Annotated in this window: 24 protein-coding genes and 1 pseudogene; 13 read left to right on the top strand and 12 right to left on the bottom strand. The window is 56.0% G+C overall.

The annotated features are described in order from the left end of the window. Nucleotides 1-72 precede the first annotated feature (72 nt). The 4 genes from Q1B13_RS07865 (at nucleotide 73) to Q1B13_RS07850 (ending at nucleotide 3,404) form a co-directional block, all read left to right on the top strand. On the top strand, nucleotides 73-924 hold the full coding sequence (locus tag Q1B13_RS07865) for a bifunctional helix-turn-helix domain-containing protein/methylated-DNA--[protein]-cysteine S-methyltransferase (protein ID WP_299079175.1): 852 nt from the start codon (nucleotides 73-75) through the stop codon (nucleotides 922-924). A gap of 53 nt (nucleotides 925-977) precedes the next feature. Next, on the top strand, nucleotides 978-1,871 hold the full coding sequence (locus tag Q1B13_RS07860; protein ID WP_299079173.1) for a cation diffusion facilitator family transporter: 894 nt from the start codon (nucleotides 978-980) through the stop codon (nucleotides 1,869-1,871). A 180-nt stretch (nucleotides 1,872-2,051) separates the two neighbouring features. Continuing rightward, nucleotides 2,052-2,483, top strand: a complete 432-nt coding sequence (locus Q1B13_RS07855; protein ID WP_299079171.1) for a glyoxalase superfamily protein — start codon at nucleotides 2,052-2,054, stop codon at nucleotides 2,481-2,483. 165 nt (nucleotides 2,484-2,648) lie between these two features. Beyond that, nucleotides 2,649-3,404, top strand: a complete 756-nt coding sequence (locus Q1B13_RS07850; RefSeq protein ID WP_299079169.1) for an SDR family oxidoreductase — start codon at nucleotides 2,649-2,651, stop codon at nucleotides 3,402-3,404. A 46-nt stretch (nucleotides 3,405-3,450) separates the two neighbouring features. Here Q1B13_RS07850 and Q1B13_RS07845 read toward each other — a convergent pair. Next, nucleotides 3,451-4,890 (bottom strand): annotated as a pseudogene (locus Q1B13_RS07845) (aldehyde dehydrogenase family protein). Between the two features lie 221 nt (nucleotides 4,891-5,111). Here Q1B13_RS07845 and Q1B13_RS07840 point away from each other — a divergent pair. Continuing rightward, nucleotides 5,112-5,762 (top strand): peroxiredoxin, encoded by a 651-nt coding sequence (locus tag Q1B13_RS07840; protein ID WP_298934350.1) that lies wholly within the window; start codon nucleotides 5,112-5,114, stop codon nucleotides 5,760-5,762. 33 nt (nucleotides 5,763-5,795) lie between these two features. On the opposite strand, the gene Q1B13_RS07835 is transcribed toward Q1B13_RS07840, so the two are convergent. From Q1B13_RS07835 to Q1B13_RS07820, 4 genes are all read right to left on the bottom strand, one after another. After that, entirely contained in the window at nucleotides 5,796-6,125 is a 330-nt protein-coding gene (locus Q1B13_RS07835) for a hypothetical protein (RefSeq protein WP_299799760.1), read from the bottom strand. 347 nt (nucleotides 6,126-6,472) lie between these two features. Next, complete coding sequence (locus Q1B13_RS07830; RefSeq protein ID WP_299079167.1) at nucleotides 6,473-7,498, bottom strand: Hint domain-containing protein; 1,026 nt, start codon at nucleotides 7,496-7,498, stop codon at nucleotides 6,473-6,475. A gap of 252 nt (nucleotides 7,499-7,750) precedes the next feature. Then, complete coding sequence (gene pnp / locus Q1B13_RS07825) at nucleotides 7,751-9,901, bottom strand: polyribonucleotide nucleotidyltransferase (protein ID WP_298934356.1); 2,151 nt, start codon at nucleotides 9,899-9,901, stop codon at nucleotides 7,751-7,753. A gap of 228 nt (nucleotides 9,902-10,129) precedes the next feature. Then, nucleotides 10,130-11,014, bottom strand: a complete 885-nt coding sequence (locus tag Q1B13_RS07820; RefSeq protein ID WP_299079165.1) for a hypothetical protein — start codon at nucleotides 11,012-11,014, stop codon at nucleotides 10,130-10,132. Between the two features lie 344 nt (nucleotides 11,015-11,358). On the opposite strand from Q1B13_RS07820, the gene Q1B13_RS07815 reads away from it, so the two are divergent. After that, nucleotides 11,359-12,123, top strand: a complete 765-nt coding sequence (locus Q1B13_RS07815; protein WP_299079163.1) for a DUF3299 domain-containing protein — start codon at nucleotides 11,359-11,361, stop codon at nucleotides 12,121-12,123. Between the two features lie 62 nt (nucleotides 12,124-12,185). On the opposite strand, the gene Q1B13_RS07810 is transcribed toward Q1B13_RS07815, so the two are convergent. The 4 genes from Q1B13_RS07810 to Q1B13_RS07795 are packed head-to-tail and all read right to left on the bottom strand — an operon-like array spanning nucleotide 12,186 to nucleotide 13,659. Further along, a complete protein-coding gene (locus tag Q1B13_RS07810) occupies nucleotides 12,186-12,554 on the bottom strand; it encodes a DUF1761 family protein (RefSeq protein ID WP_299079161.1) in 369 nt (122 codons plus the stop codon). Beyond that, nucleotides 12,551-12,973 (bottom strand): SRPBCC domain-containing protein, encoded by a 423-nt coding sequence (locus Q1B13_RS07805; protein ID WP_299079159.1) that lies wholly within the window; start codon nucleotides 12,971-12,973, stop codon nucleotides 12,551-12,553. The genes Q1B13_RS07810 and Q1B13_RS07805 overlap by 4 nt, the downstream gene beginning before the upstream one ends. Next, nucleotides 12,954-13,307, bottom strand: coding sequence for a metalloregulator ArsR/SmtB family transcription factor (locus Q1B13_RS07800; RefSeq protein WP_299079157.1), 354 nt, complete (start codon nucleotides 13,305-13,307; stop codon nucleotides 12,954-12,956). Before Q1B13_RS07800 ends, Q1B13_RS07805 begins: the two co-directional genes overlap by 20 nt. 55 nt (nucleotides 13,308-13,362) lie before the next feature. Further along, nucleotides 13,363-13,659 (bottom strand): hypothetical protein, encoded by a 297-nt coding sequence (locus Q1B13_RS07795; protein WP_299079155.1) that lies wholly within the window; start codon nucleotides 13,657-13,659, stop codon nucleotides 13,363-13,365. A 452-nt stretch (nucleotides 13,660-14,111) separates the two neighbouring features. On the opposite strand from Q1B13_RS07795, the gene Q1B13_RS07790 reads away from it, so the two are divergent. Continuing rightward, on the top strand, nucleotides 14,112-15,713 hold the full coding sequence (locus tag Q1B13_RS07790) for a BCCT family transporter (protein WP_298934370.1): 1,602 nt from the start codon (nucleotides 14,112-14,114) through the stop codon (nucleotides 15,711-15,713). Between the two features lie 134 nt (nucleotides 15,714-15,847). On the opposite strand, the gene Q1B13_RS07785 is transcribed toward Q1B13_RS07790, so the two are convergent. The 3 genes from Q1B13_RS07785 to Q1B13_RS07775 all read right to left on the bottom strand — a co-directional run bounded on the left by Q1B13_RS07785 (nucleotide 15,848) and on the right by Q1B13_RS07775 (nucleotide 17,654). After that, a complete protein-coding gene (locus Q1B13_RS07785) occupies nucleotides 15,848-16,900 on the bottom strand; it encodes a YeeE/YedE family protein (RefSeq protein ID WP_299079153.1) in 1,053 nt (350 codons plus the stop codon). 39 nt (nucleotides 16,901-16,939) lie between these two features. Then, nucleotides 16,940-17,233, bottom strand: a complete 294-nt coding sequence (locus Q1B13_RS07780) for a helix-turn-helix transcriptional regulator (protein WP_299079526.1) — start codon at nucleotides 17,231-17,233, stop codon at nucleotides 16,940-16,942. A gap of 91 nt (nucleotides 17,234-17,324) precedes the next feature. Next, the gene (locus Q1B13_RS07775; protein WP_298934551.1) at nucleotides 17,325-17,654 is read right to left on the bottom strand and encodes a hypothetical protein; all 330 of its coding nucleotides are present in this window, start codon (nucleotides 17,652-17,654) and stop codon (nucleotides 17,325-17,327) included. A 117-nt stretch (nucleotides 17,655-17,771) separates the two neighbouring features. Here Q1B13_RS07775 and Q1B13_RS07770 point away from each other — a divergent pair, with 117 nt between their 5' ends. The 6 genes from Q1B13_RS07770 (at nucleotide 17,772) to soxA (ending at nucleotide 21,362) form a co-directional block, all read left to right on the top strand. Further along, a complete protein-coding gene (locus Q1B13_RS07770) occupies nucleotides 17,772-18,512 on the top strand; it encodes a cytochrome c biogenesis protein CcdA (protein ID WP_299079149.1) in 741 nt (246 codons plus the stop codon). A gap of 16 nt (nucleotides 18,513-18,528) precedes the next feature. Then, the gene (locus Q1B13_RS07765; protein ID WP_299079147.1) at nucleotides 18,529-19,089 is read left to right on the top strand and encodes a thioredoxin family protein; all 561 of its coding nucleotides are present in this window, start codon (nucleotides 18,529-18,531) and stop codon (nucleotides 19,087-19,089) included. Between the two features lie 151 nt (nucleotides 19,090-19,240). Next, nucleotides 19,241-19,696: a sulfur oxidation c-type cytochrome SoxX gene (gene soxX / locus Q1B13_RS07760; RefSeq protein WP_299079145.1), complete on the top strand. Its 456-nt coding sequence runs from the start codon at nucleotides 19,241-19,243 to the stop codon at nucleotides 19,694-19,696. Nucleotides 19,697-19,718: 22 nt separating this feature from the next. After that, nucleotides 19,719-20,141, top strand: a complete 423-nt coding sequence (gene soxY, locus Q1B13_RS07755; protein ID WP_298934380.1) for a thiosulfate oxidation carrier protein SoxY — start codon at nucleotides 19,719-19,721, stop codon at nucleotides 20,139-20,141. Between the two features lie 26 nt (nucleotides 20,142-20,167). Then, nucleotides 20,168-20,497: a thiosulfate oxidation carrier complex protein SoxZ gene (soxZ, locus tag Q1B13_RS07750; RefSeq protein ID WP_299079143.1), complete on the top strand. Its 330-nt coding sequence runs from the start codon at nucleotides 20,168-20,170 to the stop codon at nucleotides 20,495-20,497. Nucleotides 20,498-20,531: 34 nt separating this feature from the next. Then, a complete protein-coding gene (gene soxA / locus Q1B13_RS07745; protein WP_299079141.1) occupies nucleotides 20,532-21,362 on the top strand; it encodes a sulfur oxidation c-type cytochrome SoxA in 831 nt (276 codons plus the stop codon). The last annotated feature ends 29 nt before the right edge of the window (nucleotides 21,363-21,391 follow it).

Here is a 21,391-nt window from a genome sequence, read left to right as displayed (position 1 = left end):
GGCTTTGCGCAAGTTCCGGGTCGCGAGGTCGTGGCCTGCGCGCTATTGTTGTTTCAACGAGTGAGGTAAGTCATGAACATTCAGAATCCCGAGACCGGCTATCACTACAACGTCATGCGGCGGGCGATCGAGTTGATCGATCAGGGGGGCGAAAACCTGAGCCTTGAAGATCTCGCCCGCCAGATGGATATGAGCCCTGCACATTTCCAGCGGCTATTCTCACGCTGGACCGGTGTGTCGCCAAAGCGGTATCAGCAATATCTGACGCTGGGCCACGCCAAGGCGTTGCTGCGTGAGAGATTCACAACACTGGAAACGGCCCACAATGTCGGGCTGTCCGGCAGCGGCCGTTTGCACGATTTGTTCCTGAAATGGGAATCCATGAGCCCGGGCGAATATGCTCGCAAAGGTGCCGACCTGACCATCTATTGGGGGTGGTTCGAAAGCCCGTTCGGTCCGGCTTTGGTCATGGGGACAGACAAGGGCATCTGTGGTGTGGCCTTTGGTGCCGAGACCGGCGAAGAAAACGCGATGGAGGACATGTTGTCCCGCTGGCCAATGGCGGCATTTGTCGAAGACCCAATGCGTCTGCGGCCCTGGGCTCTTAGCGCCTTTGGCTCGGCCAGCGATCGGTTAGAACTCACGCCGCTTTATCTGATCGGCTCACCCTTGCAGATCAAAGTGTGGGAGGCCCTGATGCATATCCCGTCGGGTCAGGTCACGACATATTCCGAGATCGCACAACGGGTTGGATCGCCGCAGGCGGTTCGCGCTGTGGGCACGGCTGTTGGGCGAAACCCTGTGAGCTGGCTGATCCCCTGCCACCGCGCCCTGCGCAAATCCGGTGGATTGGGCGGGTACCATTGGGGTCTGCCGGTCAAACGCGCCATGCTGGCCTATGAAGCGGCGCAGGTTGACGCTTAGGGCGAGAAAAGGTTTGGGCTTTCTAGGTCGGTTCATGTGATACTCGGCTGTTAATGACGCAAGATTCCTGGCCGACACCCCAAACATTTGCCGCATGGACCATTCCGGTATCCGTTGCCGTTCTGACATTAAAGCTTCTGGCCTGGTGGTTGACCGGATCCGTTGCATTACTGTCGGATGCGTTGGAATCAATCGTCAATGTTGCTGCGGCTTCACTGGCCTACTTCGCCGTTTGGATTTCATCGAAACCACCCGACAAGAAACACCCGTTTGGCCACAAAAAGGCTGAATATCTGTCCGCCGTCGTCGAAGGCGTCCTGATCGTTCTGGCCGCAGTTCTGATCATCCGCGAGGCCATTTCGGCGTTGCCCAATCCACATCTGGATGATTCCCCTTTTCTTGGGCTGGCGATCAACATGCTGGCCACTTGCCTGAATGGCGCCTGGGCTTTTGTTCTTCTTCGGGTCGGGCGACGCGAGAAATCGCCAGCTTTACAAGCCAGTGCCCGTCATATCTTCACTGATATTCTGACTTCGGTTGGCGTTGTCGCTGGATTGTTGTTTGCCATGGCAAGCGGATGGCTGATCCTGGACCCGATCATCGCGATTCTGGTCGCCCTGAACATCCTGTGGGAGGGGTGGAAGGTCATCCGGCACTCGGTCGACGGGTTGATGGATGTCTCTTTGTCTGATGCTGAATTACAGGCTGTTCGCAATGGTATTGAGGCAAATCTCGGCCCGGCGCTGCAATATCACGACCTGCGCGGTCGCCGGTCTGCCAATATGATTTTTGCCGAGTTTCATCTGGTGGTCGACGGCAAAATGTCCGTCGCTGCGGCGCATGATATCTGCGACGATATCGAAGCCGCTCTTCTGAATGAGTTCCCGGGGTCGGTATTCGTTATCCATCTTGAGCCAGACAGTGAGTTGAAAAGCGCAAGCACTTGATTGACAGGGCGTTCAACCGATGACAATACACCGCGCAGGTTCGGGTATCCTGCCGTTCGCGGTCAATTGGCCATGGTGAAACCCGAGTGTCCTGACATCTGTTGCCCAATCTCCCGGCGCACGGATGGAAATGCGAACCCCGTCCAGAATTCGCGCCCGTTCAAGGAAACGAGGCAAGACATGAAGACATCAGACATCGCTCGGATTGACGAGCTGAAAGCCCACGCGAAACGATTGCGGGAAGACCTGCGACATGAGGGCGTTGAGATTTCACATAGCAGGGCGCTGGAATTGCTGGCCCATCAGCACGGCGTTCGCGATTGGAACACGTTGCACGCAATGGCCGGAAACCGGATGCGTTTGCGCGTTGGCGACCGGGTTTTCGGGCGCTATCTAGGGCAGCCATTTACTGCGGAAATCCGTGGAATGACCATGCTGGGTGACGGAGGACATCGCCGCGTTACTCTGCATTTCGACGCGCCCGTGGACGTTGTGCAGTTCGACAGCTTTTCGGCCTTTCGGCAGCGCGTCACCGGAGAGATTGGATGGGATGGTCGATCCAAGCGACATACGTCAAACGGCGAGCCGCAATTGGTGGTGCACCCGGTTTGATCGAATAAGGCGGGGGGCGAAAGGCCCTTCGCCAACCAAACACTGACCATTCCGACCCGTTTCCTGCACAATCTTAACTTCGCAATCGCTTCGAGCAGTATCCGGGTCGCGGGATCATCAGGCGGTGTTTTATCGGTTCTCCTGCCAATAAACAGGAGACTTGGAATGGATTTTGCAGATCAGACACTCATTGTCACCGGAGCGAACAGCGGCATCGGCAAGGCCGCCGCTGAGGTGCTGGCGAAACAGGGTGCGCGACTTGTCCTTGGCGCCCGCCGATCCGAGCCGTTGGACAGCGTCGCACACGAGATTGAAAAAAAAGGTGGCCATGCGATCGCCGTGGCCGGGGATATCGGCGACCCAGACTACGCGGCAAAGCTGGTCAAGGCAGCTGAAGATCACTTCGGATCCCTGAACGGTGCCTTCAACAATGCGGGCATTGTTGGAGATCTGGCGGCGGCAGAAAACATGTCTTTGTTGACCTGGGACGATGTCCTGCGCACCAACCTGACCAGCGCCTTTCTGGCAGCGAAGGAGCAAATCCCGGCCCTGAAACGCGCGGGCAGCGGCACACTGCTGTTTACGTCGTCATTCGTTGGTTATTCAAACGGTGGCTTGCCGGGAATGGGGGCCTATGCTGCGTCAAAGGCCGGCTTAATTGGTTTGGTGCAGTCGTTGGCCGCGGATCATGGCAAAGACAACATCAGGGTCAACGCAATCCTGCCTGGTGGCACCATGACCCCTATGGCCGGAGATGACCCGGATATTCATACTTATATCTCGGGCAAGCACGCGCTGGGGCGCTTGGCGCAGCCCGCAGAAATAGCGCGGACGGCGCTGTTCCTGTTATCTCAAAACGCCAGTTTCGTGACTGGCTGCGCGATGCTGGCCGATGGTGGCGTGTCCGTGCGTTTTGATTGAACAGTTTTGGCCGCCTGAATGAGGCGGCCAAAGCCCAACCTGCCGGTTACTCGGCGGCCCAGCCGCCAACAGCTTTGACCTCTAGGAAGTCCTCCAGGCCCCAGACGCCGCCTTCGCGGCCGTTGCCGGATTGCTTCATACCGCCAAAGGGCGAACCCGCACTGCGCGATTTGCCGTTCATCTCGACCATCCCGGATCTCAGCACGCGCGCCATACGATTGGCGCGGTCGCCGTCCTGCGTCTGGACATAGTTGGTCAGGCCGTAAGGCGTGTCGTTGGCGATCTCGACGGCCTCTTCTTCGGTGTCAAACGGGATCATGGTCAGCACTGGGCCAAAGATCTCCTCGCGGGCGACGGTCATCTGGTTGTTGGCGTCAGCAAAGACTGTGGGGCGCACTTAGTACCCCTTGTTCAGGCCCTCGGGCCGTCCAGTGCCTCCAGCAACAAGGCGGGCACCTTCGTCGATGCCTTTCTGGATCAGGTCCTGGATCTTGCCCCACTGAAGCTCGTTCACAACCGGGCCGATATGGCGACCTTCTTCCGACGCCGGTCCAACTGAAACCTTGTTGGCCACCTCTGCCGCCGTCTCTACGGCCTGATCATAGATCGGGCGCTGCACCAACATCCGGCTGGGGGCGTTACAGCTTTGACCGGTGTTGTTCATCATATGCAAAACGCCGCGTTTGACGGCCTTTTCATCGGCATCCGCAAAGACGACATTCGCGCCTTTGCCACCCAGTTCCAGATGCACCTTTTTCAACGTATCGGCTGCGGCTTTGGAAATCGCCGTTCCTGCACGGGTCGAGCCGGTAAAGCTGACCATATCCACATCCGGATGCGCCGAGAGTTGCGAACCGACACCTGCGCCATCCCCGTTCACCAAATTGAACACACCGGGCGGGAAGCCTGCCTCATCCATCATCTCGGCGAAGATCATCGCGTTCAACGGGCTTTGTTCGGACGGCTTCAGAACCATCGTGCAGCCCGCAATCGCCGCCGCACCAACTTTTAGCGTGACTTGATTCATCGGCCAGTTCCATGGCGTGATCAACGCTGCGACTCCAACGGCCTCATAGATGATCCGGTCATTGGGGGCATGCTCGCCCAGTGGGCGTTCAAACTCAAACGCTTTGGCGGCGCGAACAAAACCATCAAGATGCCAGGACCCGGCACCGACCTGTTGACTGCGCGCCATGTCAATTGGCGCGCCCATCTCCTGTGACATGGCTTGTGCCAGATCCTCAGTGCGGGTCTGGTAAATGCCGATCAGTTTTTCAACCAACGCAATACGATCAGCGGCGGGGGTTGCCATCCAGCCGGGCAGGGCCGCCTTGGCTGCAGCAACGGCCGCGTTGGTATCTGCTTCGGACCCCAGTGAAATCACCGCACACGGATCTTCGGTCGATGGGTTGATCACCTCGAAGTCATTTGCCGCAGATGGGGCAGCCCACTGTCCGTTGATATAGAAATTGCGTTTTTCGATCATGGCACATCCTCCTGACCATACAGCCACTGGGGCAGTTTCGCGGCCACTCTGTCACCGGTATGCAGGGCGGGCAAGAGGGAGAAATCGAAATTTGATCAAATTTTTTCGGGCGAAACAGAGCTAAATAAATTCGGCGGTTCCAAACGGATGGTTTAACCTGCGCGCAAAGTGTTTAGGTTTACAACAACCGACTCGGTTTTTAATAGGAAAGGAGATGCCCCATGGGTTTGCGCATCAACGATACGGTTCCGAATTTCACGGCAGAAACGGATCACGGCACTATTCAGTTTCATGACTGGATTGGCGACAGCTGGGCCATCCTGTTCTCACACCCGAAAGACTTCACGCCTGTCTGCACCACCGAGTTCTCGGCCGTTGCCCAGTTGAACGACGAATGGGCCGCCCGGAACACCAAGGTGATCGGTGTGTCTGTGGATGGCGTTGAAGACCACAAAAAGTGGAAAAAGGACATCGAGGAATACGGCAAAGCCAATGCCGGATTCCCGATTATCGCCGACGACGGCCTGGCCGTGTCTAAAGCCTTCGATATGCTGCCCGCCGAAGCTTATCTACCCGACGGCCGCACGCCAGCCGACAGCGCCACGGTGCGCTCGGTTTTCATCATCGGGCCTGACAAGCAGCTGAAGCTTTCGATGACATATCCGATGACAGTTGGTCGGAACTTCGCCGAGATCCTGCGTGCGCTGGATGGTCTTCAGATGAGCTCAAAGGGTGTTGCGACGCCAGCAAATTGGGTGCCGGGTGAAGATGTCATTATCCCACCCAGCGTTTCGAACGAAGATGCCAAGGCGAAATTTGGCGAGTTCGAAACGATCTTCCCTTATCTGCGCAAAACCAAAGCGCCATCGTAATATGGAAGGGGGCCGCTGGCCCCCTGATCCTCGTTAGGCGCATTCCAAGTTTGGTGACATCGGCGGGAGTTGCGGATGTAGGTGCAGTTTTGTCCGGTACGCAGCACGTTTGAACTCGCGGGTCGTCTTGTCACTGACGGGTGGATTCGATTGAATTGTCGAACCGCCGATTTCACTTGCCACTTCCTGATTTCCGCGGCCGGATGGGGTTTGTAGCGAAATTTTGCGCTGTTTGACCGGTATCTGGACATGGTGATCGGGCGTTGCAATCGGCCGCAGAATCTCCAGAACCTGCTTTATGCTGTCCAGGTCTACGCGTAGGCCTGCTTTGGCGATGATTGCGAGGCCGGTCCGCTTTTCCATCATTTTTTGCCATATCTGGCGGTGGCTTTGAAAGGCCCCGATTTCTGCAGGTCGCAAAGCGAAGGGATAATGGCTACGGTGCAGTTTACCGCGATGGATGCGGATACCCGCGACCTGATCCGTGTCCCGCCCATCTACAGCCTACAAGAGCTTTGCATTGGGCAAGTCTCTGCAAAGCTGTTCGGCATTGGGCCGTCGCGCTGTGCTGGTAGACACATGGATGATAAAGGACCGCATGCCCACTGCGCAGAATACGAAGCTATGTGGGGGAAGCGAAACCGGGGGTAAACACTGCCAGTTGATTGGGCCAAAATCCATAGCGTCGGTTTAAACGGATACGGATCGTTCTAAGGTTGTTGTGGGCGAACCCGAGCGTCACGCTGACTGAGGTGCCCTGTGCCCAGCCGAACAGAAAAATCGCGTTGCAACAAACGTGCCTCGTACGGTTTCATTACAGGCAAAGCCGTCTCCCCATACCCAGTGTCCTTGGTCATCAGTTTAGGAAACAGGTCGTATAGTTCGCGCTTGGTCTCTGCGGCCAGCGCGCCGAGCGTAACGGCGCCGGGGAAGAAAGACTCAGACCAGATGCCTTCGACATTCACCAACTCATGCTGGTCAAACAGGATGTGAATATATTCAACACCCCGGTCGGGCGGTTCTTGAGTGATTGTCGTACCATCAATCAGCCCCTTGGCCGGGGCGAGCATGACCGGATCCGCGTAGTAGAGCTCCATGCTAACGGACGAGACTGCAATCCGGTGTTGGGGTGAGACCAGAAGGTCGCGGCTTGGGCAGTCCTTTCCGAAACTGCCCTTCCTGATCCGAATGGGGCATAGATGTGGGTCCTGTTTCAACTCGGCCGCCGAGAGGCGCCGCCGCCCGATCCAACGGACCGGTTTCACGCTGCCGTCGCCAACATGTACCGGATCACCGGGATGAAGCGTCTCAATCCGACGCATGCCTGTTGGCGTCTGGATCAGTGAGCCTGAGGTGAAGCAAACAAATGTCGGTAGTGTATCGTAGTCAACAGGCGGGGCGGTTATGATTGAATTGTTGGTGCCCGCAATGACGTTGCCCACTTGCACCTGGCCTGAGGTAACGACGATGTACTGCGGGTTGGAGAATTGCAGCAAAGTAAACGTGACCGGATTTCCGCCCACATTTCCGCTATAGGTTTCGAAGGTCTGGAAGTTTGTGGAATTGCCGATAAATCCGGGAACGCCGCTGACATCAATCTGCTGGCCCCCGTCCGCATCAGGGTCTTCCAGCGCATCGTCACCGTCGACAATCGCAACCTGAAATGACTGCAGAACCGTGACATTTGTACTGCTTAGCGGGTCGTTATTGATCTCGTAAATGGTAATGAACTTCATGGCTGAAATACGCCTCAGGAAAACTCAAAAGTTTAAATGCTTCTATATTTATACACGCGTAACGTGCATATGCCTAGCGTTGTTCAGGACTATCAGCAGGTCAGGTATTGTGCCGTCGCAAAAGACAAGGTGTCGTGCATTGAGCTTGCAGCGTCCTCCGCCGTCATGCTTGACGTTTGAAATCTACTACGCGCAACAAAAAAAGACCCCGGTCAAAACCGGGGTCTTCCGCGTTTAAAAAGGAAGGACAGATTACTCTGCGCCTTCTTCTTTCTTTTCTTTCTTCTCAGGAGCGATCTCTTCGCCGGTTTCCTGATCAACGATTTTCATTGACAGGCGAACCTTGCCGCGATCGTCAAAGCCCAGCAGCTTGACTTTCACTTCCTGACCTTCCTTCAGAACGTCCGACGGATGGTTCAGGCGGCGGTTCTCGATCTGGGACACGTGAACCAGACCGTCGCGCTTGCCAAAGAAGTTCACGAAGGCACCGAAGTCGACGATCTTGACCACCTTACCAGTGTAGATCTGACCTTCTTCCGGCTCGGCGACGATCGAGTGGATCATCTCATAGGCCTTCTTGATCGACTCACCATCGGGCGAGGCGATCTTGATGACGCCATCGTCATTGATGTCGACCTTGGCACCCGAAACCTCGACGATTTCGCGGATGACTTTACCGCCCGAACCGATCACTTCACGGATCTTGTCGGTTGGGATGTTCATGGTCTCGATGCGCGGGGCGTGGACCGAGAATTCGTTGGTCTCGCTCAGCGCCTTGCCCATCTCGCCCAGGATGTGCATCCGGCCGTCCTTGGCCTGTGCCAGGGCTTTCTCCATGATCTCGGGCGTGATACCCGCGACCTTGATGTCCATCTGCAGCGAAGTGATGCCGTTTTCGGTACCAGCGACCTTGAAGTCCATGTCGCCTAGGTGGTCTTCGTCACCCAGAATGTCCGACAGGATGGCATATTCGCCGTCATCTTCCAGGATCAGACCCATGGCCACACCGGCAACTGCCGATTTCAGCGGAACGCCTGCATCCATCATCGACAGCGAACCGCCGCAGACCGACGCCATCGAGCTGGAGCCGTTGGATTCAGTGATCTCCGACACGATACGGATTGTGTAGGGGAAGTCGGTTGCCGCAGGCAGAACCGCCTGCAGTGCGCGCCATGCCAGTTTGCCATGACCAATCTCACGACGTCCCGGAGGACCCACACGACCAGCTTCACCAACCGAGTAGGGAGGGAAGTTGTAATGCAGCAGGAAGTTCGATTTGAAGTTGCCATGCAGCGCGTCGATGAACTGTTCATCGTCACCGGTGCCCAGCGTGGTCACGGCCAGAGCCTGCGTTTCACCACGGGTGAACAGGGCAGAACCATGGGTCCGTGGCAGCATCGAGGTTTCTGCGACGATCGAACGGATGTCGGTGGTAGACCGACCGTCGATCCGCTTGCCGCCTTTGACGACGTCTCCGCGCAGAATGCCAGCTTCCAGCTTCTTCATTGCGGAACCGAGGTTGCCGTCTTCCAGTTGTTCTTCGGTCAGGGCTGCCATGATTGCTTCACGGGCCGCGGCAACAGCGGCGGTGCGCTCTTGCTTGTCGGTGATCGCGAAGGCTGCGCGCATCTGCTCTTCACCTGCGGCCTTTACGGCAGCGGACAGCTCAGAATAGTCGGGTGCCTGGAAGTCAAACGGCTCTTTCGCGGCGTCTTCGGCCAGTGAGATGATCAGGTCGATCACCGGCTGGATCTGTTCATGTGCGAATTTGACGGCACCCAGCATCTCGGCCTCGGACAACTCGTAAGCTTCCGATTCAACCATCATCACGGCGTCTTTGGTGCCGGCAACAACCAGATCCAGTCGCTGTTCAGGGTTGAGGCGCAGGTCCTGCATGTCGTCTACGGTCGGGTTCAGGACGTAATCGCCATCCTCGAAACCCACGCGGCAACCGGCGATCGGGCCCCTGAACGGTGCGCCGGAAATGGTCAGCGCGGCAGAGGCTGCGATCATCGCCACCATGTCGGGGTCGTTGACCAGATCGTGGCTCAGCACGGTGCACATCACCAGAACTTCGTTCTTGAAGCCGTCAACGAACAGCGGGCGGATCGGCCGGTCGATCAGACGCGCGGTCAGCGTCTCTTTTTCAGTCGGGCGCGCCTCGCGCTTGAAGAAGCCACCCGGAACTTTACCGGCGGCATAGTATTTCTCTTGGTAGTGGACGGTCAGCGGGAAAAAGTCCTGACCGGGTTTTTGTTTCCGCGCAAAGGTCACGTTTGCCATCACGCTGGTCTCGCCCAGCGTGGCAATCACGCTGCCGTCCGCCTGACGGGCAACCTTGCCGGTTTCCAGTGTCAGCGTCTCTTCGCCCCACTGAATTGATTTCTTTGTTACATCAAACATTTGCGTATCCTAGAAGGGAGCACTCCCGCCCCTGCGGGTCTCCCGTTTTGCATGGCGGCCCCATTGCCGCCGACCCCATTTTAGCTTTCGTCTGAGTGCAGGGGTCAGGGCACAACGTCTCAGATGCAGCGCCCATACATGAGAATGGGCCGGATTGAAAGAGGTGTCACTTTCGTGAACGACCATTGGTCTGGGTAAGTCTGGCTTGAACCGCGAAGGTCCCCAAGCTCAGAATGATCGCTCGCGAGATTTGCGCAGCCCCCGGATGTCGGTTGCCGTTTCCGTCTCGGGAGATGAGGCCGGCGCGCGCGGGGTTTCATTGCCGTCAAATTTCAGCAGCGCAAGTGCAGCCACTGACCAAATCCACGAATTGAGCCAAAGAAGGGCGGCGCCCGAAGCTATCCCTTTCAGAATGGTGTCGAGATCGAAACTCGGCAACGACTGCGTGAGTACAAGAGACACAACCGACAGAATGAGGGGAAAGATCGCAAACAAAGAGGTAAAAACGTCGAAAAAGAACTGCAGGAAGATTGAAACGAAGAAGACGCAGAACAATGGAATGAAACTACGTCCGAACCCATTGAAAAAGCCTTTGCTTGGCGCACCTTGGCCTGATCCTCGGGCTGCGCTTGCCATTGGTACGGCCATGACGGCATAGGCAACCGCCAACAGAATGTATGCCACGACAACTTTGACGCCCATAGCGAGAAATGCGAACGAAATCTTGATGGGTTCTGCAGCATCCCTGAGCGCAGTCAGGGATACCGGCTCGCCTAACGTCCATAGGGAAGACAGCACAGCTACGATATTTGCAAAAACGGCTAAGCCACCTAATGCGACCATAAAGAACACCCCGTACAGGAGTGAGTTCAATGCCAGCGTCGTTAGATCTGTGCGGCGTAAATCACCTTTGATTGCCAAGGCTACACGAATTCCGAACAGGCTGATGAACACCGCTGTGACCGGCCCGCTGATGTAGCCAGCCAACCCAAGGGTGACGATATTCAGAATAACCGACACAACCATAGAGGCGACGCTGATTAGAATGACTGGGAAAATCATGCGCACAAAAACAGTGAATGAAAGGGGGATCGATTTGAGGATAATCGTCATGGAAAGAGCCTGTAGATATTGGGTTGTGTTTGCGCAAGGCGGGACGTTCGACCCGTCTGACAAAGTTCTTTGTCTAGGATAATACCTTGAGTCATTGAAAATTTTGCTTTGCAAGCATCTACCTACAGTAGATTTGTTTGCAATAGGTCGGCGTAGGTATTTAAACAGTTTCCCAACGTCAGCTCTCGCTGGTGTAAATTAGCCTCTTGTCTGGAAAGATAGGCGACCGCTGTCTGCGCGACTGATCGTCCTACCAGGATTGTGACTATTTTCTGGATGGACGCGCGCGTCATTCGACTTAGGATCGTTGCCTGTGTAACATGCGCTGATTGCCCGAGGACGCCATGACCTTCCGCCTGCAGTTCATTACCTGGACCTTACTGGCCCTTTGGGGAGTTACAGCGGTGAATGCGTCGCCCGTGTCAGTTGGATGGCCCGATCTGCCGGATCCGGCGATGCAGGAGTTCGACGATCCCTACCGTGATCTCAGCCCGGAACAGTTCGACGATGTCCTTTTTGTGGTTCGCCTGCGCGGCAGGTTGCAGCAGGATGTCGGCACCGAGGAAGAACGGCAAACGTGGCAGGAACTGCTTTTGGAAACCGAGGATGCACTGACCTCGGACGACATAGATGTCGACTGGCTTCTCGAACAGGTTCCGGTCGTCACCGAACGCCGGGAACGGGCTGGCGCGGCCGGCAATCCGCAATTCGATGGCCAGACTGTCACGCTGAGCGGCTTTGCCATTCCGGCACCACCGGAGGCAGATGGCCAGGAGGTTGCCTATTTGGTGCCCCAGTTTGGAATGTGCAGTCACATGCCTCCGCCGCCGCCAAACCAGATGATCCGCGTGCAGTTGGATGGCACTTGGACCCCGAATTACGCCCATGTTCCGGTTCGTGTAACCGGAACGCTGTCTATTGATCCGTCTGATCGTGAATTTGTCGTGGTAGATGGCTTGGTGCCGATGCGGGCGACGTTCAAACTGGACGTGACAGAGATTGAGGATTTGAGTGAGGCGGGCGATGCGCCCGGGGCGCAACTCAGCCTGACGGACCGAATTCGGGCAGCTGCGCACAAAAAAACAGGCGGTGGAAAAGCAACCGAGTAGGGTTATCAGCTAATGTGTTCGCCTCAGTCCGATTCACTGGGAACCGGGCCGAGGTAGAGATGTCACAGGATCGCATGAGCCAGGACCATCACAACGCCGCAGCCCAACGCATAACCGGCATCGACCGTGATCGCGAAGCCGCTTTTCTGCGCCCAAGCGCCAACCGAGACCGCCTGTGCTGCCACCGCAAGGATTGCCAGCAGGGCAACACTCAGACTGTTGGTGGTTTCGGTCACTGCAATCACCGCTGCCAGCAAGATCAGGAACACAATTTGCGCGGCCATTGCTGCCAGTGGTGGTGTGTCAGGCGGTGTTGGGTCAATCCGTGTGCCCTCGGCCCAGCGCTTTTGAAAACCGAACGGTCCATAGACCAGATAACCCAACAGAAATGCCGCGATTACCCCTATTGCAAGCGCCAACCAGTTGATCACAGCGCGTCCTCCAGCGCCACCAATATTGCGGTCCAGCCACCTTCGTGGTTGTCCCGGCTTTCCTGCGACGGGAACCGGATGTGATGCAGGCGCAACTGCGTACCTTTGTCAGTTGGGGTGAAATCCAGCGTCACGGTGGAATCGTCCTGACTGTAAGGAGAGTTCCAGGTGAATTGCAGCCGGTTCGGGCGGTCGATGACCTTGTATTCGCCCTCATGCGGCAGATCGCCGGCCTCGGGGGCGCGCATGACGATTTTGAACCGACCGCCGACCTTGGCGTCGGATTGCGCCTCGGACACCGTCATTCCTGGCCCGGGCAACATGAATTTGGCCAGCATTTCCGGGTTCAGCCAGGCATCGAATACCTTGTCGGGCGGATGCGGGATGGCGCGTGTTATTTCAAGTGACAGATCCGTCATCTTCTGGGTCCTCCAATGCAGTTTCCAAGGCGTCCAGCCGAAGCGTCCAAATCGAGCGCAACCCGGCAAACCAAGAATCAACGGCTGACAAGGGGGCCATCTGAACCTCGATCAGATGCTCACGCCATTCTGTCCGGCGCTGCACCAACTCGGCGTTTTCCAGCACCTTGATGTGCTTGGACACCGAATTGAGGCTCATATCAAACTGCCGCGCGATGTCCGTCACCCTCAAAGGTCCCTGTTGCGCAAGCATCGTCAGGATTGCGCGGCGGGTTGGGTCAGACGCGGCCTTCAATATCGCGTTGAGGTCATATCGACTCTCTCGTTCAACCATTCGGATGAATTACAACCTTATTCTGCTTCAGTCAACCACTTGGGTGAATAACACATCACCCGAACGCCTGGCCAGTCAATGTTGCGAATTGCTGCCACTGGATGTCGATGGCCGGTTGGCCTTGCCCTGATTGGCGCTCGGCACAGATGTTCCAGGTGACGAGCGACATGGTTTCGATCAGTTTGACCACCCTTTCGGCGACCTGCTCGGCGAAGGTCTTGGGAACCCCCCAAACACAAATATCGCACCGATCAGCAGTGAGGCCAGGAAGGCATAGTCGCTTTCCACCTGCAGCATCGATCTGCCGACTTTCGAGCATCTCGATCAGGGCCTGCCGGTCGCTTACCACCATATTGCCGCGCGTTTGCAGTGAATCCTCCCATGCGCTCTGAAGTACCGGAGCGACAAGAGTTCGCGTCGTCAGGGATCTGAAGCCGATATGCACCGCTTGTTCAGTTTCTGATCGAATGCGTTTGATCTGGCAGTGTTAGGCCGCAAACTCAGCCTGCGATTTCTGGGCAGCGGCCAGGGGCTTTTCGGATGACAGCTGTTGCTTCGCCGGGTTTGCACGGCTTGAAGATCCCCAAATAACCTCTCGTTGAAGACCAGTAGTGAACTTGAGGGTTGGCTATCGCTAACATAACAAAAAATGAATGCGTTTTGTGAAATTTTGATGACAGTGTAGGCTGTTACCACTCAACCCGCGGTCGAAATGACGGAAACACGCCAAGGGGGTCACAATCTCATTCCCGTCCGTCGGCCGAATACCTTGGCGCTTGCACTTAGCGAACAAAGGGCAGTCGAATGGTACAAACGAAGAAAATGTTGGATCCGGATCCACGGATTTACGACTTCGAAACGGAATACGAATTGGGGCAGGACAACGTCCGACCGTTCGGTCTGGACATCCACAATCCGGTCTTTTTGATCTCGAGCATCCTGATTTTTGCGTTCGTTCTGATCGCTCTGGCAAACCAGGAAGCCGCCGCCACGTTTTTTGGATGGCTCAGGCCCTGGCTCACCAGCACATTCGACTGGTTTTTGGTTCTGTCTGTTGATGCAATCACCTTGTTTTGCCTGGCTCTGATTATCCTGCCGGTGGGTAAGGTTCGTATCGGCGGAAAGGATGCTAAGCCAGACTATTCCTATGCTGGATGGATCGCGATGATGTTCGCGGCGGGCATTGGTATTGGTCTGCTGTTCTTTGGCGTGATGGAGCCAGTTTACTACAACTTTGCCGAGGATGGTGGTGCCAGCCCCTTGGGTATCGATATCGCGGTGCCAGGCAATGAATATGCCGGTATCGTCGGAACGATCCACCATTGGGGCCTGGAAGGCTGGGCGATCTATGCTGCTGTGGGCCTGAGTTTGGCGATCTTCAGCTACAATCTCGGGTTGCCACTGACGCTGCGATCCGCCTTTTACCCGATCCTGGGCGAACGTGTCTGGGGCTGGTGGGGTCATATGATCGACACACTGGCGGTGTTTGCGACGTTGTTTGGCCTGACAACCTCTTTGGGTCTGGGCGCGCAACAAGTCGCGGCGGGTCTCAATGAGGTCTTTGGCATCGAACCCAGCCCGACAGTCACCGTATTGCTAATCATCGGTATCACACTGATCGCTTTGGGATCGGTTCTGATGGGCATGGACGCAGGCGTCAAACGGCTGAGCGAGATCAATATGGTCATGGCCGTAGGTCTGTTCCTCTTTGTCATCGCTGTTACCGGCATTGGCACTGCGATTTCACGTTACTTCAGCGTGATGACGGACTATGTCACGCACTTGCCCGCCCTTTCGAACCCGTTCGGTCGAGAAGACACCAGTTACTTCCACGGCTGGACAACCTTCTATTGGGCCTGGTGGATTGCATGGTCGCCTTTCGTAGGCATGTTCATCGCCCGCATCTCAAGGGGCCGTACGGTGCGTGAGTTCATCATTTGCGCCTTGCTGGCACCGACCGCAGTCTGTGCGCTGTGGATGTCCACCTTTGGTGGCGCAGCCATCGACATGCTGAACGCAGGTGGTGCAGAAGGTGTCCGCGCCACAGTGATCGACAGCTACGCCCCCGAAGGCGCGCTGTTCGGTTTCCTGAAGGAACTGCCGCTCTACAGCATCGTCGCCCCCATTTCGCTGGTCCTGATTGTGATCTTCTTTGTCACATCGTCAGATTCCGGCTCGCTTGTGATCGACACGATCACCGCGGGTGGCAAGATGGACGCGCCTGTGGTGCAGCGCGTGTTCTGGTGCACACTTGAAGGGCTGGTGGCTATTGCACTCTTGCTTGGCGGTGGCCTGTCGGCGCTTCAGGGCGCTGCGGTGTCAACGGGCATACCGTTTACGCTGGTGGTTTTGATGATGTGCTACTGTCTGTGGCTGGCGCTGAAATCGGAACGCGCAAAGATCTGAACCGTAGTCTTGAAACACATGAAACGCCCGCCAATCCGGCGGGCGTTTTCTTATGTGGGTGCGTGTTGGTCAAAGGGTTGCTTGCTCTACAGAGCGACGGCTCGACCTGTCAACTCCACCTTGGAAAGCGCGCCCTATTCGGCCGGAGCAAACCCCGTAATCAGCTGACGCAGCCCGATGGCGGCCCCTGCGAAGATTGCGATAAAGGCAATTGGTGCGCTGAAGGCAAGCACCGAAAACGCCGAGATTCCCTGACCAACGCTGCAGCCGACCGCAAGAATTGCGCCGGGGCCCATGATAGCGGCGCCTAGTAACTGGCGCCGCAATTCTCGGGGATCTTCACACGCTTCCCATCGGAAATGGCCCTTGGAATATGATCCTAAAACCGCCCCAATGACGACACCCACGACCGATCCGACGCTAAACGACAAGGCATTGCCCGAAGCGGTCATCCCATAGATGATGGTGTCTCCGATCGGCGCCGCGAAGGTGTGTGTTTCAATTGGCTCGGCATCAAACCCGGTTGTGGCGATCCAATAGGTGCCCGCCCAGCCAGATACCACAGCAAGCCCGACCACAGATGCCCAAAAGATTTGTTTGTATGATGGCCGCGTTTCGGCGCGTGCGATGGCGAGCACAACAAGCCCGGTTCCGATCACGAGGCCGGTGACCAAAGGGGCCACACCGTAAACTTCAAACAACTGCGCGAACCCCTGAGGAGAAGTGGCACCCGTCACTTCGGGGAACAACCAAACGCGGGCATGGGCCAATGGTCCGGACATCACGAAATAGGCGGATAACGCCATCACGACGACGATGACAAAAGACCGCAAGTCGCCTCCCCCCAGACGCGCCAAAGCGCCGTAGCCGCAATTTCCGCTCAGCGCCATGCCGTAGCCGAACATCAGACCCCCGATGATGGTGCCAAGCGGGTTCCAAACGCGATCAAGATAAGCGGTTTCCGACCCGTCAAGCATGCCGAACCCAATTGCCAGATGCGCCCCGACAATGGCGACACCGATGGCAATGGCCCACATTTTCAAGCGACGGTTGTCGGCCCCGTAAAGCGCGTCTTCGATTGCACCAAGCGTACAAAACCGCCCGATTCTGGCGGCAAGGCCAAGTGCGATTCCACCGATCAAACCGATCAGTGCGGCAGTGTTTGCTTCTCCGAGTGTCTCCAGCACCTGGGTCCTCCCCCGACCAAATACCAGTTACCTAACCGGTCAGTCTGTACGACAGAACAGATCGTACACGACCTCCATGATTTGTCTTGGTCGGTCGTCCGCCAGGCTGTAGTAGATGGCCTTGCCTTCGCGCCTTGGCACAACGAGCCCCTCATAGCGAAGGCGCGACAATTGCTGTGAAACAGCGGCTTGTCGGGCGGAGAGCAGCTCCTCAAGCTCAGTCACCGATTTTTCGCCCGATGCCAGATGGCACATAATCATCAACCGGCCTTCGTGGCTGATGGCCTTCAGAAAGTTGGATGCGCGTTGCGCATTTTCCATCATGCGCTGCATGTCTTCTGCACAGATGTTCTTGTCGAACACCGGCAGACGCGAAACAGTTTGAGGTGTGCTTTCAGTGTTGTAGGTCACAAAAAGGTTTCCTTTACCCGGTTTGTTTCAAGTCTATTCCTGCGCGTTCGAACATCATGGCCAGCAGGCCCCAGAAAAAGTCTTCCCCCGGGTATCCCTCAATTCGCCCGACTTCACGACCATTTTCAACCAGAATAAATGTTGGAGTAAAGTGAACCCTGCGATCGAACGCAACGTCGGGTGCTTCGCTGTGCACGTCATAACGCTGCAAAGGGGCGGTGCGCCCTTCTGCGGTTTTTGGATAGATATGTGCGATTTCCTCGTTCCATTTGGCGCACCAATAGCACCCCTGTTCCTCTGCCATCAGCAGATAGGGGTCAGCTGTTGCTGAAACCGGCAACATCAGAGCTAAACAGGCGACCAACGCCTTTATCATTTTCAGACGTCCCAAATTGACGAGGACTGGTTCTTTCATCATAATTATATTTTTGAATATCTCAAGCTGTGAGGCCAGAGCGACATGTTTGACGTGACGATTATGGGTGCAAGTGTCGCTGGGCTGCTGTCCTTCCTGTCGCCTTGTATCTTACCCATCGTGCCTTTCTACCTGAGCTATCTTGCCGGCGTTGGGATGAACCAGATTTCGGCAAAGGCTGAAATTTCGCAAGCGGTGCGGGTCAGGGCTGTTCTGGCCGCGTGTTGTTTCGCGTTGGGCGTCGTTACGGTTTTTGTGGGACTTGGTGCAACCGCGACCGTGTTCGGCGGCCTGCTGAGAGAGTATTTTGATGTACTGCGCTGGTTTGCGGCCGCGATCATCATTGCGATGGGCCTGCATTTCCTTGGGGTGATCAAAATCGACTTTCTGTACCGCCAATTCCGCGCCGATGCTGGCGACACCTCGAATGTTGGCCTGTTGGGGGCCTACGTCATCGGGTTGGCATTTGCATTTGGTTGGACGCCCTGTGTTGGGCCGGTTCTGGCGGCAATCCTGTTTACGGCTGCGGGGCAAGACACTGCCGATCAAGGGGCGCTGCTGCTATTGGCATATGGGCTGGGCATGACCTTGCCCTTCGTTGTTGCCGCCTTGTTCATCGGGCCATTCATGTCCGGGATGGGCCGGTTTCGAAAACACCTTGGCTTGATCGAGAAACTGATGGGGGCGTTCTTGATCCTTTTTGGCATTCTGATCGCTACCAACTCGATCAACTACATTGCTCAATGGATGCTGGAACATGTGCCTTGGTTCAGTGCGATTGGATAAATCCCAGGAGGAGATCATGAAAAGACTAGTCCTAACGTTGGTTTTGATGCTGATGGTTCCGGCGGCCCTTGCGGCCGAGCTTGGCCATGATGGCCTGCACAAGGCACCTTGGATGCGCGATACATTCATGGATTTGCGCGAAGACCTGGCCGAGGCTAATGCGGAAGATAAGCGCCTGATGATTATCATCGAACAGCGCGGCTGCATCTATTGCAAGAAGATGCATGAAGAGGTGTTTGTCATCCCGGAAATCGAACAATTCATCGAAGACAACTATTTTGTTTTACAGATCAACATGTTCGGGGATGTCGAGGTGACCGATTTCGATGGCACTGTGCTGCCCGAAAAGGACATGGTAAAACGCTGGGGCGCCTTGTTTACACCCAGCATCTATTTCTTTCCATCCGCGGTGGGCGATGACCTGACTGCTCCGCAAGCTGCAGTGGCCAAAATGCCCGGTGCCTTTGGTCGGTGGACAACCTTCAATATGCTGAACTGGGTTGTCGAAAAAGGATATGAAGGGGACGAGCCGTTCCAAAAATATCATGCCCGCAAGTTTGAAGAGCAAAACGGCTGATGATCCGTTGGCTTTGAAATTTTAGTGCGAAATTTTCTGCATCAGCAAAGTAATTGAAAAATTCATCTAAATGAATTTATTGTTGCGAACTGCCGAATGTGTGCATTAGTGTGCAGAAAACGACCGACAAGAATCGTCTTTGGGAGGAGGCATGAGAAACGCGTTGAAGCTAGGCTTTGCCATGATGCTATGTGCATCAACCGCCACAGCGGGTGAACTGAAACCGATGGACGTGTCCTTTACGGATGGCGCGGTTGAAACATCCTTGACCGGCGTCGCCGGTGATCCAGCAACGGGCAGGGCGGTTTTTGCAAACCGCAAAGAGGGTAACTGCCTCGCCTGCCATACCAACTCGGAAATACCCGAAGAAGGCTTCCACGGCGAAGTTGGCCCACCAATGGACGGCGTAGCGGATCGTTGGACCGAAGCTGAACTCCGCGGGATCGTTTCGAACTCGAAGAATATGTTCGAAGGGACGATCATGCCCGCTTTCTACATCGACAGCGGCTATGAGCGGCCACTGGATGATTTCGCAGGCCAGAGCATTTTGACCGCGCAGCAGGTCGAAGATGTCGTGGCCTACCTGATGACGCTGAAAGAACAGTAATCCACGAAATTTGGAGCATGATATGGAACTGACACGGCGAAAAATCCTCGCGATCGGCTCCGGTACGCTTGCCCTGGCAAGCTTTACCGGTCTTCCGGCGTTTGCCAGCCTGACGGACGAAGCGATCGCAGCCCTGACCGGGGGCGCTGACATTGGGGAAGGTGTGGTTGTACTGACCGCGCCGGAAATCGCAGAGAACGGTAATACCGTACCCGTCAAGGTCGAAGCACCCGGTGCCGTTTCGATCACGCTGTACGCAGACGGCAACCCGGTGCCGAACGTCGCAACGTTCAACTTTGGCCCGCTCAGCGCGTCACGCAGTGCATCAACGCGTATTCGCCTTGCCGCAACACAGAACGTTGTTGCCATCGCCAAGATGGAAGACGGTTCATTCCAGATGGCGAAAGCCAATGTCAAAGTAACAATCGGCGGTTGCGGCGGCTGAACTCACGAAACGCAAGGAGAGACACTATGGCATCTGGTGTAAAACCCCGGGTCAAAGTCCCAAAAACGGCGGCAGCAGGTGAGACGATCACCATCAAGACCCTGATCAGCCACAAGATGGAAAGCGGGCAGCGTAAAGACGATGATGGCAACATCGTCCCACGCTCGATCATCAATCGCTTCACCGCTGAATTCAATGGCCAGAACGTGATCGATGTGACGTTGGAACCGGCGATTTCAACCAACCCCTATTTCCAGTTCGAAGCTGTTGTCCCGGAAACCGGTGAGTTCAAGTTCACCTGGTATGACGATGACGGGTCCGTCTACGAAGAAAGCAAAAAAATATCGGTCTCGTAAGAAGACAAGGGTGCAGAGCCAGGGAGGTAGCCACATGCGCGCGACATTATGGATTACGGCAGCAGCGATTGGGTTGGCCGGCGCCGCGACTGCTCAGGACAGCAATTCGCTGAGCATTGACGGTGAGGCAATGATCACTGAGGTGGCAGCGCCGGATCATTTGGAAAATATCGACACTATCTATTCCGGATGGCGGTTTCGTTCGCCGGAAACTCAGGCCCTGGAAGTGGACGACTTTGACAACCCGGCATTTGTGTTCGTTGAGCAAGCCGAGGATCTGTGGGAGCAGGTCGATGGGTCAGCCGAGAAATCATGCGCGTCCTGCCATGAGAGTGTTGAAGATTTCGCAGGGCTACGAGCTCAGCTGCCACGTGTCGAAAACGGCGAACTTGTTACGCTGGAAGATCTGATCAACCGCAGCCGTGTCGAACATATGGGTGCCGAGCCTTGGAAATGGTCGGGCGGCCAGATGACGGCGATGACCGCGCTTATTGGCGTGCAATCACGTGGTATGCCTGTCGAAGTTGCCATCGACGGCGATGCCGCGCCTTTCTGGGAAAAAGGAAAGGACCTGTACTATACGCGTGTCGGTCAGCTGGACATGGCCTGCTCGAATTGTCACGAAGACAATTATGGCGTCATGATCCGGGCGGACCACCTGTCCCAGGGCCAGGTCAATGGCTTTCCCACCTATCGTTTAAAGAACGCCAAGCTGAATTCCATCCACGGGCGCTTCAAAGGATGCATGAAGAACATTCGGGCCACACCCTTCAAAGAAGGCGGTGACGAGTTCAAAGCGCTGGAGCTTTACATAGCGTCGCGCGGCCAGGGCCTGTCGGTCGAGACGCCTTCTGTAAGAAACTGATGATCTGACTGGCCCCGTGTCATGCACGG

This window comes from uncultured Ruegeria sp., assembly GCF_947489545.1.
Taxonomy (GTDB): domain Bacteria; phylum Pseudomonadota; class Alphaproteobacteria; order Rhodobacterales; family Rhodobacteraceae; genus Ruegeria.
This window is presented reverse-complemented; position numbering and strand designations above follow the sequence as displayed.